Genomic DNA, 13,667 nt, shown 5'->3' on the forward strand with positions numbered 1-13,667 from the left:
AACCCGAATTAGCATTGGCGAACTTCATGACAAATAGTGCCGATAACCCGGTGATCGACCGTGAACGTTCGCAGATGGACGCGGCACAACGACGTCTGCAGTTGGTTCTGGAAGCAGCTGGCGCGACTTGCAGCTGGGAATGGGATATTGCCGAAAAGCGCCTTGTGGCAGACGCGCGTTTTGCCTCCATAACCGACCAAGACCCAGTCGCGCTGGCCGAAGGCGTCGCGACCGACCGGTTCTTCGCCTCCATCCATCCCGACGACCTGACGCGGGTGAAAATTGCTGTTGCGGGGATTCTGGCCGGCTCGGAGGTCTTTTCCAAGGAATATAGGCTGCTGCGCAACGATGGTGGTTATCGCTGGGTCCGTGCCAGCGGACGGGCGATCCGCAACGCAGACGACGAGCCGGTAAAGTTCGTCGGCACTCTTGTCGACATCACCGAACAGAAGCGCAGCGACGAGCAACTTCGCATCGCCCAGTCTGCAGGCGGCATCGGTACTTTCGAATATATCGTCGGCTACGGCACGATCCGCGTCTCGGAACAGTTCTGTCGACTGTTCGGCCTACATCCGACAAAAATATTACCGGTCAAGACCCTCAACGACCTCATTTATCCCGGCGACAAACCTATTATTGATCTCAGCGCTCCCAATAGTCTTCAGAGCGAACATAACATCGAGTTTCGGGTCGCGCGCGCCGACGACGGAGAAGAGCGCTGGCTCGCACGCCGCGGCGAATATGTGGAGAACATCGAGACCAGCGGCCGGCGCTACGTCGGCGTCATCTTTGATATAACCGATGCCAGGAAAACGCAGGAAAGTCTGCGGCATGCCAACGAGAAGCTTGCCGAGATAGCGCGTGACAGCATTCGTGAGCGGGACCGCGTCTGGAAAAACTCGCGAGACCTTCTCGTCGTAATCGATACGAATGGGGTGTTCAGGGATGTCAGCCCGTCCTGGCGTGACATTCTCGGTCACATACCGGGTGAGGTCATCGGCAAAAGAGTACTCGACTTCGTCTGGGCGGAGGACCGTGACCAGACGCAGCCCGACCTAAAGAGGGCCTCAGAGAACACCCATACAGCGCTTGAAGTGCGACTCACCCATCACGATGGTTCGCCTCGGGTGATTTCTTGGATGACCTCCCGCGAAGACGACCGCATCTACGCATATGGTCGCGATGTCACGCTCGACAAGCAACAGAAAGCGGTCCTTGAGGAAACGGAAGCCCAATTGCGGCAAGCTCAAAAAATGGAAGCTGTTGGTCAGCTCACTGGTGGTATCGCGCACGATTTCAATAACATGCTCACGGGGGTGATCGGCGCTCTATCCATCATCAAGAGACGGATTGCTGCCAAAAAAACCGATGATCTCGACAAGTTTATCGATGCAGCGACATCGTCCGCGCATCGCGCTGCATCACTCACTCATCGCCTACTTGCCTTTTCCCGCCGCCAGTCCCTTGATCGGCAACCTGTCGACGTAACGAAACTCGTTGTTTCCATGGAGGAGTTGTTTCGTCGGACCCTTGGGGAGCAGGTAAAACTGCAGATTATTCCGGCACCCGAGACCTGGAACGCGATCACCGATGCCAACCAGCTCGAGAGCGCTATCCTCAATCTGGTCATCAATGCCCGCGATGCGATGCCGGATGGTGGTCAGTTGACCATTGAGACTGCAAATGTTGGTTTCACCAAGGCCGACCTCGCCCACGGCGAGACCTTGGAACCCGGGAATTACGTCGTGATCGCCGTGAGTGACACCGGCACGGGCATGTCGCAAGCGACGATTGATAAGGCATTTGATCCCTTTTTCACGACAAAGCCGATCGGACAGGGTACGGGTCTCGGTTTGTCGATGATCTATGGCTTTGCGCAGCAATCGGGGGGCCATGCCCGCATTTATAGCGAAATCGGCATCGGCACGACGATCAAGCTGTACCTTCCGGGAGGAACGGCAACCGAAGCAGGGGCGCCCACCCAACAGAAACCCGCAATTTCCCTGCCGCGCGGCGACGGGGAAACCGTCCTTGTTATCGAGGATGATGACTCCGTTCGCATGCTCGTCGTCGACGTACTCAAGGAGCTCGGGTACCGCGTGATTGAAACAGTTGACGGCAACCAAGCCCTGCCCGTGATCGAAGGGTCTGAACGTATCGATTTAATGGTTTCGGACGTTGGCCTTCCGGGATTGAACGGGCGCCAAATCGCGGAAATCGCCGTCGCCGCCCGTCCCGGTCTGAAAGTTCTATTCATCACCGGCTACGCCGCAGCCGCCGCCGCCAGAGCTGAATTTCTCGGCCCTGGTATGGAGATGATCACAAAACCCTTTGCGATTGATGATCTTGCCCAGAAAGTGAGAATGATGCTGACGGTTATCGGCTGAGATGCCTACCTGACGTCCACACTCGCTTCCATCGTAATGGCTGGCAGAGTCGGATCGACGAAGTGATTCCGTGGAGGGAAAGCGTTCGCAAACCTTTCCGCCGACCAGACTGCGCCTCCGTCTGCAACAGCTCGCTCTTCGTCGGTCCCGACAGCAGGTGTCAAGGTTTGGATCTGAGACTGGCGCCGACACGGTTCAGCGACGGCAGCTCGACCCTGACGTGAAGGTCTTGGTCGCGCCACTCCCGGCTTATTTTGCCACCAAGTTGCTTCTCCAGCACGGCGCCAAGCAAAACAGTGCCGAAGCCCTTCCGGGGCGTAGCGCCGTTCTTGATGCCCTGCTCGCGCCACTCAATCGTCAGCCCGTTGTCCGCCTGTCGCCAGGTGACAGTCAGGCTTCCCTCAGGATGCGAGAGCGCTCCATGCACCGCAGCGTTTGCGGCAAGCTCATGAATTGCCAGTCCGAGTGGCTGAACCGAAGGCGCGGGGATCATGACCGACGGACCGCTGATCTCGACAGCTTTAGCCCCGTAGGCACTGATCTGCAGCGATATGATGTCGTGGAGCGAGGCCTCCTGCCAGCCATTCTCGGCGAGCAGCATGTGGGTTCTGGCAAGCGCCTGAACCCGCTGCTGAACGGACGCGGCATAGGCAGCGGCGTTGTCGGATCGTGTCAGGCGCACGATGCTATCGACGATGGCCAGCACGTTCTTCGTTCTGTGGTCCACCTCCAGCAGCAAACGGTGCTCAGCCTCTTCGAGCGTCTGGACCTTCCGATATTCGGTGACGTCGATCTGGGACGCAAAATAATAGGCAAGACGACCGTCGTCGTCCCTGATGGGGCTGAGATGAAGCTGGTTCCAAAAGGCACTTCCGTCCTTCCTATAGTTTAGGATTTCGACTGTGCCCTCGCGCTCAGCGCCGATGATGGCCCGTATCTGGGCGACAGACTCTCTCGATGTGTTCTCTCCCTGCAGAAGCCGACAGTTCCGTCCCACGAGATCTTGCGCGTCATAGCCGGTGAGGTGAAGGAAAGCTTCGTTTGCAAGAACAAGTGGGTAGTCGGGCTGACGGGCATCCGCGACCACAATAGGCATCCGCGTTCGCTGAAACGCGAATGCAGCGAGCTCCTTGTGATCGACCATCCCTTGTGTGGAGGCCGCGGCCGGCTTGTCCCCATGAATGTCTGACGGCTTGGCTTCGATCACGGCTCACCCTGTGTGCTCACTGGATTGACACAACGTCGAAGCCAGACAAAAGTTTCGCCGAACACGACATCGGGCAGCGTCTTGAGGTCCGAGACCGTTTGGAACATGCAAGTCTTCGGTTAAACGCTATAAGCAGGCTCTGCGGCACCGCAGGTCAGATCACTCGATCTATTTTCCGTGATGTCGTACGGCTTCGGATAGGAAGCTTCGTAACGGGGATGGCAGCAGGTTGCGGCAATGACGGCCATCATGAGCACGACGATCGAGATGGTGACCAAGACGATCCTCATCGGATTCTTCTGTTTCGTATGAACTACTGCGACGCTCGCGGGTTCCGCCATCGCGCCTTATCCGCCCATTTACGGAAAGCTTGCGTTGTCAGTGGAGCTCGAGCTTTTGAAGAAAAATTCGATCACAACGAATTCGATCAGCTCTTTAGTGTCACACACGTCCGCAGCAGCGACGTCTCGGAACTGGATCCTTCTCTGGAAGTTAAGTGGTAGTGCCGCCTCACAGACTACCGTGTCGACATCAATTAGGTATGTTTATGAAGCTGCGCCGTATCGTCATCATTAGCGACTATCAGGACGGAGCGTTGGGTGATGACGACATTCCGTCCGTAAACGCATATCGCCACCAATGGCTGAGTGGGTCGAGAGGCTGCTTCCCCAAGCCGGTTTCGGACCTTGGAGCCGTGACGGTCGATGGAGGATATCTCGAACGGTTACCGTTGGCCGCACTCAAGGACGGTCTTGTAGATTGCTGTGAAATCTGGACGCACTGGCGTGGCAATGCGCCGCCTCCAGACTGGACGACAGGTAGTCGATTTCTTACGCGCCGTGCTTTTCGCATGAACGGACCGGAAGCCCCATTCGCATCGAACGATATGCTCGGGCATATTGCGGCATTTGGGCCACCGGACATTCTCTGCGTGTGGGGCCTTGGTGTCTGCGAAGACATCATTCTTGCCTGCCAAGACAGCTTCAAGATCTACAATTCTATCGATGCACCGGCGCTTCGGGTGCCCTCGGAGGTGAGCCGTCATTTCGATCTCGTGTTGACCGGCGCCGAATGGCAGTCGGACGTGGTGAGGGCCCGTCATCCGACCATGCGAACGGAGGTTATGCCGGTCGGTCCTGAATTCGCCTCCGAGGTGACATTCCGCCCATTAAACATCCCGAAGACGCACGACATAATCTACGTGGCAGCCGCGCAGCACTACAAACGACACGATATCCTGTTCGACGCGCTCGCGCGGCTTCCAAGGTCGCTGCGCGCATTGTGCGTATCCGGCTATGGCGAACTCGTCCCGGAATTGCGCAACCACGCACAACGGCTGGGCATCGACGTCGAGTTCGTCGGGCCGCCCGGAGTTCCCTTCGACGAGGTCAATCGCCTGATGAACAGGGCACGGATTGGCGTTGTCTGTGGTATCGACGACGGAGCGCCTGCAATCCTGACGGAATACATGCTGGCGGGCATTCCGGTTCTGGCCAACAGCGAGCTCTGCTGCGGGCTCCAGTACCTGACCCCGGAAACTGGTCGCACGGCGTCCGCGATGGACTTTCACGAGGGTATTCTCGACCTGCTTGAATGTGCAGACACGTTGCGTCCTCGCGTCGTTGTGCTCGCTCGCTGGACCTGGCCGCATAGCGCACGCAAACTCAGGCAATTGATCACAGGCACCGAAAACTGACGCCCATTTCGCCCGACGGAACTTTCGCAAGGAACCGAAGTTGGGGTTATGAAGTAACGAGGTGTTTGATGGACGTGTTGAATTCCACATTGCAGACGCCTGAACCCTGCGCTTCCCGTAACCCTCCCCTCGTTTGTTTTTCGCACCTTCGATGGGATTTCGTGCTGCAGAGACCGCAGCATCTGATGCAGAGATTTTCTCGCGACCGGGAGGTCTTCTTCTTCGAAGAATTCATCCCGACCGACCACCATCTCGCCTATCTGGAAATCCACCCTTTCGTGGATACCAACGTCAAGGCTGTCCGGCCGCGGATACCGCATTGGTGGAGCGAGGCTGAGCGGGAAAAGGCGCTCGGTGAACTTCTTGACGAGTTGATTGCGCTAGGCGGGGGACGCCGCCCGGTCCTTTGGTTTTACACGCCTATGATGTTCAGCTTCGCTGGACATGTGGATGCCGAAGCAGTGATCTACGATTGCATGGACGAACTGGCCAATTTCAAGTTCGCGCCGCCCCGGTTGAAGGAAACGGAAGATGCGCTGATCGCGCGCGCTGATGCCGTCTTCACTGGCGGCGCCAGTCTCTACGAGGCGAAGAAGCACCGGCACGACAACATCCATGCCTTCCCGTCCAGCGTCGACGCGCATCATTTCCGCAGAGCCCGCGAGGTACAGGGGGACCCGGCAGATCAGGCCGCGATCCCGCATCCCCGGCTCGGCTATTATGGCGTGATCGACGAGCGGCTCGACCTCGATCTGATCCGCGAGACGGCAAATGCCCGGCCGGATCACTCGTTCGTTTTCATCGGTCCGGTAGTCAAGATTTCGCCCGAAGATCTGCCAAAGGCAGCGAACATTTATTATCTCGGGCAGAAATCCTATAAGGATCTCCCGGCCTACCTATCCGGTTGGCAGGCGGCCATAATGCCTTTTGCGCTGAACGAGGCAACCCGCTTCATTAGTCCCACCAAGACACCCGAATATCTTGCGGCTGGACGGCCGGTGGTGAGCACCCGCATTACAGACGTAGAACGCAGCTACGGCGATGTCGAGGGCGTTTTCCTAGCCGATGGCGCTGTCGCGTTTGCGCGAGCCTGCGACGCCGCGCTGACGCTTTCGCGTTCAGGTGACGCATGGAGGAAGGCAGCGGATGTCACACTTGCCAGTTCGTCCTGGGATGCCACCTTTCGCTCGATGTCACATTTCGTCGAGCAGGCGGTTGCTGACAGAAACCCGCCTGCCGTTTCGAGAGACGCATCGTTCGCGTTTCACCGCAGTTCGGTTCGTCGGGGCTACGACTACCTGGTAGTTGGCGCCGGCTTTGCCGGATCGGTGATGGCCGAACGTCTCGCCAGCGACGGCCGTTCGGTCCTTGTCTGCGATCGGCGGCCGCATATCGCCGGAAATGCCTATGATCATCGCGATGAGGCGGGCATACTCGTGCACAAATACGGGCCGCATATTTTCCATACCAATAGCGAGGACGTGTTCGCCTATCTTTCCCGGTTCACCGCCTGGCGGGGCTATGAGCATAGAGTGCTGGCGCAGGTTGGCGATCTGAGGCTGCCCATTCCCATCAACCGCACGACGCTGAACGGGCTGTTCGGCCTCAACCTCTCGAACGAGACAGAGGCTGCGCAGTTTCTGGCAAGCCGCGCCGAACCCTGCGACCCGATCCGCACATCGCGAGACGTCGTTGTGTCGCAGGTTGGCGGCGAGCTATACAGGACCTTCTTCGAGGGCTATACGCGCAAGCAATGGGGTCTTGACCCTTCCGAACTCGACCGTTCCGTCACGGCACGGATTTCGACCCGCACCAGCGACGACGACCGTTACTTCCTTGACATGTTTCAAGCGATGCCGCGCGACGGATATACGCGGATGTTCGAGCGCATGCTTGACCACCAGAACATCACGGTCTTGCTCGATACGGACTACGCCGACTTGCGTAACGACGCCTTGGCGAAACACACGATCTTTACCGGTCCGATCGACGAATACTACGATTTCTGCTTCGGGCACCTGCCCTATCGCAGCCTCGAATTTCGGCACGAAACGCATGACGCACGACGACTTTTGCCCGTCGGCGTAGTCAACTATCCTTCTGAAGACGTGCCTTACACACGCATAACCGAGTACAAGCATCTGACCGGTCAGGTTCATCCCAAAACGAGCATCAGCTACGAGTTCGCATGCGCCGAAGGCGACCCCTACTATCCGATCCCCAGATTTGAGAACCAGGCACTTTACCGGCAGTACGAAGCCCTTGCGCGGGTGCAGAGCGACGTCACGTTCGTGGGCAGGCTTGGCACCTATAAATACTACAACATGGACCAGGTTGTTGGACAGGCCCTTGCGACGCACCGGCGCTTACAGAAGCGGCTGGGACATAGCGTCATGGCGGATTCGCAGCTTGACTAAAAAAGCACATATCGTTCTGGCGACGGATAGTCTCGACCCGTCGGGAATGGGCGAGCACATGCTCGCGCTTGCGCGCGGCTGCGCTCACGAGTGGGATGTGACGATTGCGCTGATCGGGGAGGATCGCAATGGTCTACTGCCCCGCGCCGCGCGTTTCGGCGTTAGGATACGGCTTGCCCGCGATGAAGAGGATTTCGCAGACTGGCTCTCTCAGGCCGGTAGCGATCTCCTTCATGTTCATGCTGGAATAGGCTGGGAAGGACTTAATCTCAGCGCAGTCGGCGTGGCAAAGGGCATTCCGGTCATCCGCACCGAACACCTGCCCTATCTTCTGACCAACCATCGGCAACAAGAGGACTATCGCCTTGCGTCGCGGAACATCTCCCATCACATCGTCGTCTCCGACGCTTCGCTAGCCAGTTACGAGGCACACATCGCAACGGACCGACTGACGGTGATCCGCAATGGCATCTATGCGCGTGAGCCAATCGCAGCAGCGATGGAACGGACACAAAACCTCGCATCCGACAATGCGCCTGTTCTGCTGACCGTAGCACGACTGACCGCGCAAAAGGATCATGCGACATTGCTGCGCGCCTTGCCGCAAGTCTTGAGGCGGCATCCCTCCACCATGCTTCTGCTGGCAGGATCGGGCGAGGAACAGGAGACCCTCAAGGCGCTTGCCCAAAGTCTCGGCGTAGCCGCCCATATCCGTTTTCTGGGCCAGCGTGCAGATGTCGCTGAGCTCGTTGCAGGCAGCGATCTCTTCGTCCTGCCGTCACTGTTCGAAGGGCTGCCGCTCGTCGTGCTGGAAGCGATGTCGCTTGGTACGCCTGTGGTCGCGACGCGTATTGGCGGTACCCTGGAAGCGCTCGGCGAAGAACACCCGTTTTTTGCAGTGCCAGGCGATGTCCAGTCGCTAGCCGATACAATCATTTTGGCGCTTGCCGATCCGATTCGGCTGGCTGGCGTCGGCGCCGCCGCGGGAGAACGCTTCCGACAGCTCTTTTCTGCCGATCGGATGGCGGCAGAAACCGGCGCGATTTACGGCCGCTTTGCAGGAAAATCAGGCCCAACGCAAAAGGATCTCTCAATGCAAAAGACACGTCTGGCCTTTATCGGCGTCGGCGGGATCGCACAACGACACCTCGACATCATCGCCGGCTTTGACGACGTCGAACTGGTCGGCTTTGCGGATCCCGATCTTGGCCGGGCAGATGCGGCCGCGATGCGTTTTGGCGCCAAAGCCTTCTCCCATCATAAGGAGATGCTCGACGCGGTCAGTCCGGACGCCGTGTATGTCTGCGTCCCGCCCTTTGCCCATGGCGAACCGGAACGCGCGCTCGTCGAGCGGGGAATTCCGTTCTTCGTCGAAAAACCGGTGGCGCTCGATTTGGCAATCGCGGAGGAGATTTCGGCGGCGGTGAGCGCTCGGGGTCTGATTACCGGCGTCGGCTATCATTGGCGCTATCTGGACATCGTCGACGAAGCGCGCGGCTTGTTGAAGGACAATCCGGCGCAACTTTTGTCCGGCTACTGGCTGGATTCCACTCCGCCGCCGAAATGGTGGTGGAAGGAAGATAAGTCGGGCGGACAGATGGTGGAGCAGACGACCCATCTTCTCGATCTTGCGCGATTTCTGGTGGGCGAAGTCACCGAAGTTTACGGGCGTGCCGGGCATCTCGACCGGACCGACTTTCCAGATCTCGACGTGCCAACGGTGACGACTGCCAACCTAACGTTCGAAACCGGTGTCGTTGCAAACATTGCCTCCACCTGCCTGCTCGGATGGAACCATCGCGTTGGTCTGCACATCTTCGCAAACCAGTTGGCGATCGAGTTGACCGACCGTGAGATCATGGTGGATGTCGGCCGAGGACGTCCGGTGCGCGGGGCCGATGGCGACCCGGTGTGGCGCGAGGACCGAGATTTCATCGACGCAGTGCGCGGCGGCGAAAACCGAATACGTTGTCCCTATGCGGAAGCGCTGACGACGCATCGGCTGGCACTTGCCGTGGTGTCCTCGGCAAAATCAGGTCAGGTCGTCAGGCTCCATCCGCCGAGCACGCAAAGACCGAACCCGGCTCCCCTGCAGTTCCAGCGACGCCCAGAACCGCCGCCGCTCGAACTGGCGCCGGGGCACAGGACAATCTGCTCGCTTGGCGTCGAGGCACCGGGCCGCCCGTATTTCTTCGAATATGATGAAGGGCCGCCAGCGAATGGCGAGGTTCGCCTCGACACTCTCTACACCGGCCTCTCAGCAGGGACCGAACTGACCTTTCTCAAAAACACCAATCCCTATTTTCGATCGCGTTTCGATGGGGAGCGCGGCGCTTTCATCGAGAACGAGGCGGACCTTCACTTCCCGGTGCCGTTTCTCGGCTATATGGAAGTTGCGCGCGTATCGGAATCGCGCGCACACGGCTTCTCAGACGGGGATGTGGTTGCCACGACCTATGCCCACAAGTCCGGGCACACCGCCAACCCGTTCAATGACCTTCTGGTGCCGATGCCGACGGACATAGATCCACTGCTCGGCGTGCTTGTCGCGCAGATGGGTCCAATCTGCGCCAACGGCATATTGCATGCCGACGCTGAGGCTTTCGGAGGCCAAGTGCCCTTCCTCGGCGCCGGCGTGAAGGATCGCCCGGTCATCGTCATCGGCGGCGGTACGGTGGGGCTGATGACGGCGCTGTTTGCCCGCGCGCTCGGTGCCTCGGACGTGCTCGTGACGGACCCTTCCGAGTTCCGCCGCGGCAAGGCGGAGGCGATGGGACTGATGGCTATGACGGAGGATCAGGCCTGGCAGCATGCCAAGGCGCGTTGGCATGACGGTGCGATGGGCCGGGGCGCCGACTTGGTATTCCAGACCCGGGCGCAGTCCGCGAGCCTGCATACCGCGCTAAAGGCCCTGCGACCGCAGGGCACGGTGATCGACCTCGCCTTCTACCAACGCGGCGCCGAGGCGCTCCGACTTGGGGAGGAGTTTCACCACAATGGCCTCACCATACGCTGTGCCCAGATCAACCGCGTGCCTCGTGGACTAGCACCGCTGTGGAACCGCCGACGGCTTGCGCTGGCAACTGTCGATCTTATCCGACGTGAGGGTAGCGCGATCCGCGAGCACATGATCACCCATGTCATTCCGATGACCGACGCGCCGGCCTTTTTAACCGACCTCATCGAAAACCGGCCGGATTTCCTGCAGGTCGTCTTCCAGGTAGGCGAATGACAGAGGAAACCGCGCCGATCCGCATCCTGTTCGTATTTGCCTGGTTGGTGGTCGGCGGCGAGGAAACTGAGGTGCGGCTGCTGGCCGGAAATCTCGACCCGCGGCGCTTTCGCATCGACGTGGTCGCCTGCTTCCGCAAGCCGGGCATGCCGGAGCAGACGCATGAACAACTGGCCGCGCTTGGCGTCGATGTCGATACGACACCCTACAAACTGTCGTTCGAAGCTACCGTCGACTATCTGGCTGCCAAACTCCCTTGCTACGATATCGTGGTGTCATGCCAGAACGTCGCCGATATCTATCCGGCCCTGGAACGGCTGCACCTGCGCCCCCCGCTTGTCGAGCATGGCGGGCTCGTCTCGGAGGCCTTGGCCGGACCAAAACACCTGACGAACCGATATATCGGCGTCTGCCGTTCGATTCGCGACGCTGCGGCATCGCATATGCCGGGGCGTGAGCATCATGCGCTCGAGATCCCGTCCATGGTCGATCTGGCGAGTTTCGACCCGTCGTTCCGTGGGGCGACCCGGCGGGCGCTTGAGATAACCGACAACCAGATGCTGATCGGCTGGGTCGGCCGGCTCGACCCCAAGAAGAATGTCGAGGATTTTATCGAGGCTGCCGCCCTTGTCGGCCTGCGCGACAGCCGGGCCCGCTTTGTGATCGTCGGCGGCCCGGACGCCTTCATGCCGGAGTATGCTGACCGCCTTAAGGCGCTGGCACAGCAGCGTGGACTGGCAGCGAAATTGCAGTTTCTCGGCGACCGGAAGGATGTTCCCGAGCTACTGTCTGCCTTCGACATCTTCGTCTGGCTTTCTCGCGGCGAAGGTATGCCGCATGTGATCGCCGAGGCCGGGGCCGCCTCTCTTCCAGTCATCGCAACGCCCGACAACGGCGCGCTGCAGCAGATCGAAGACGAGATTTCCGGTCTTTTTGTTTCTTACAGCGACCCTGAGGCCGTGGCGAAAAACATCGCCCGGCTGATCGATGACCCTGCACTTCGGCGGTCGCTCGGCGCTGCACTGCGGGATAGCGTCAAGGAGCGCTATGCCACGGAAGCTGTGGTCCCCCACTGGAGAAAACTGTTTTCCGACGTGCTAGCAGAAAGGGTGCCGTCGGGGCCAACCGGCCTTTTTCAATCCTTCCTGCAGGGCGGATTCGAATGCTCGAGCCACCGGCTTCGTCCCCATAAGGACGAGAAGGTCGGCCGCCGGCTCGACATGCTTGCCGCGATCGGCCACGACCGCCATGCCGCGAAGGATTATCGTCAACTGGCGGAGTTCGGCATTCGTACGGTGCGCGACGGCTTTCGCTGGCACCTGATCGACCGGGCCGGTCACTACGACTGGTCAAGCATTAGGCCCATGTTGCAAGCGGCGCAAACGACCGGTACGCAGGTGATCTGGGACCTGCTCCATTATGGCTGGCCCGACGATCTGGACGTCTGGTCACCGGGCTTCGCTGACCGTTTCGCACGCTTTGCGGGCGAATGTGCCAAAATTGTTCGGGAAGAATGCGACACGGTTCCGTTTTATTGTCCCGTCAACGAGATTTCTTTCTTCTCATGGGGGGGTGGCGACGCCGGGTACCTCAATCCCTTTGCTAACGGGCGTGGGTTCGAGCTGAAGGTGCAACTGGCACGCGCTGCGATCGCTGCCATGGAAGCGATCCTTGCCGCAGACGGCCGAGCGCGTTTCGTCCATTGCGATCCGGTGATAAACGTCATCACTGACCCATCTCGCCCATGGGAACGGGGCGTTGCCGAAAGTCATCGGCAATCACAATTTCAGGGGTGGGACCTGATCTCAGGCCGCCTCTGGCCGCAGATCGGCGGCCAGGAGCGCTATCTCGATGTCATCGGCGTTAATTACTACTTCAATAATCAGTGGATCCATGGCGGTCCGCCGATCGACATCGGTCATCCTCTTTATAAGCCGTTTAGCAATATCCTGATCGAGACCTATGCCCGCTATGGTAGGCCTTTGATAATCGCAGAAACGGGCATCGAGGGTGAACGTCGCGCTGCGTGGTACAGCTATGTTTCTTCACAGGCGCGCTTGGCGATGAGAGCAGGCGTGCCATTGGAAGGGCTATGTCTTTATCCAATCGCCGATCATCCGGGATGGGACGACAATCGTATGTGTGAAAACGGGCTCCTGTCTGCAGAGGTGTCGATCGGAGGGCGGCAAGCCGATGCGGCGTTGTCTTCGGCTATCCGGCGAGTCGGGCCGATTTCGAACGCGATAGTAACGCAGGCGGCGAGGATAACAGGCCCGCCAGCAATCACTCACTGACCAATGGCTGGGTATAAAATTTGGTCACTGGCGCGGGAATTTTGGCAGGATATCCATGCTCGATGCCAAATCAGTCAGTCTGGGACGCAGGAGACCTTCGCCTTAGGAATCAATCCTCTAATTTCGACTGCGCGATAGTGACTTCCAAGGCGGGGCTTTGAACCGAGACGCTTTCAGAAACCGAAAGTTTAGGCCTTGTGTCTCGATCTGTTTAGTCGAGCCGCCTCACGAAACTGGAAGCGTGCCGCGCGCGGCTAGACACCTAGACAACATCAAACGGCCGCATTAACGCGATACGTGGTGAGCGAACTGCGATGCCGCGCCGAGGCGGCGATGCCGATGACAAAGTAGCCCGCACTTAGCGGTCGAAGTTTCCCGAAATCATTACGTTTATGGAGCAAGCCTTGTAACGGCTTGAATTATTTTTTTGAAAT

General features: G+C 59.0%; 7 protein-coding genes. 5 read left to right on the top strand and 2 right to left on the bottom strand.

All coding sequences use genetic code 11. The features are described from left to right. Positions 1-26 precede the first annotated feature (26 nt). Positions 27-2,387, top strand: coding sequence for a PAS domain-containing protein (locus J2X43_RS28420; RefSeq protein ID WP_310300572.1), 2,361 nt, complete (start codon positions 27-29; stop codon positions 2,385-2,387). Positions 2,388-2,547: 160 nt separating this feature from the next. Here J2X43_RS28420 and J2X43_RS28425 read toward each other — a convergent pair whose 3' ends face one another. Continuing rightward, entirely contained in the window at positions 2,548-3,594 is a 1,047-nt protein-coding gene (locus J2X43_RS28425) for an HWE histidine kinase domain-containing protein (protein WP_112386796.1), read from the bottom strand. 119 nt (positions 3,595-3,713) lie between these two features. Continuing rightward, a complete protein-coding gene (locus J2X43_RS28430) occupies positions 3,714-3,884 on the bottom strand; it encodes a hypothetical protein (protein ID WP_162698876.1) in 171 nt (56 codons plus the stop codon). 257 nt (positions 3,885-4,141) lie between these two features. On the opposite strand from J2X43_RS28430, the gene J2X43_RS28435 reads away from it, so the two are divergent. The 4 genes from J2X43_RS28435 (at position 4,142) to J2X43_RS28450 (ending at position 13,233) form a co-directional block, all read left to right on the top strand. Continuing rightward, on the top strand, positions 4,142-5,290 hold the full coding sequence (locus J2X43_RS28435) for a glycosyltransferase family 4 protein (RefSeq protein ID WP_310300578.1): 1,149 nt from the start codon (positions 4,142-4,144) through the stop codon (positions 5,288-5,290). A 185-nt stretch (positions 5,291-5,475) separates the two neighbouring features. After that, a complete protein-coding gene (gene glf, locus J2X43_RS28440) occupies positions 5,476-7,707 on the top strand; it encodes a UDP-galactopyranose mutase (RefSeq protein ID WP_310300581.1) in 2,232 nt (743 codons plus the stop codon). Then, positions 7,700-10,939 (top strand): glycosyltransferase, encoded by a 3,240-nt coding sequence (locus tag J2X43_RS28445; RefSeq protein ID WP_405049658.1) that lies wholly within the window; start codon positions 7,700-7,702, stop codon positions 10,937-10,939. The genes glf and J2X43_RS28445 overlap by 8 nt, the downstream gene beginning before the upstream one ends. Next, positions 10,936-13,233 (top strand): glycosyltransferase family 4 protein, encoded by a 2,298-nt coding sequence (locus tag J2X43_RS28450; RefSeq protein ID WP_310300584.1) that lies wholly within the window; start codon positions 10,936-10,938, stop codon positions 13,231-13,233. The genes J2X43_RS28445 and J2X43_RS28450 overlap by 4 nt, the downstream gene beginning before the upstream one ends. Positions 13,234-13,667 lie beyond the last annotated feature (434 nt).

Origin of the sequence: Rhizobium sp. BE258 (genome assembly GCF_031457345.1) — a bacterium.
Classification (GTDB): domain Bacteria; phylum Pseudomonadota; class Alphaproteobacteria; order Rhizobiales; family Rhizobiaceae; genus Rhizobium.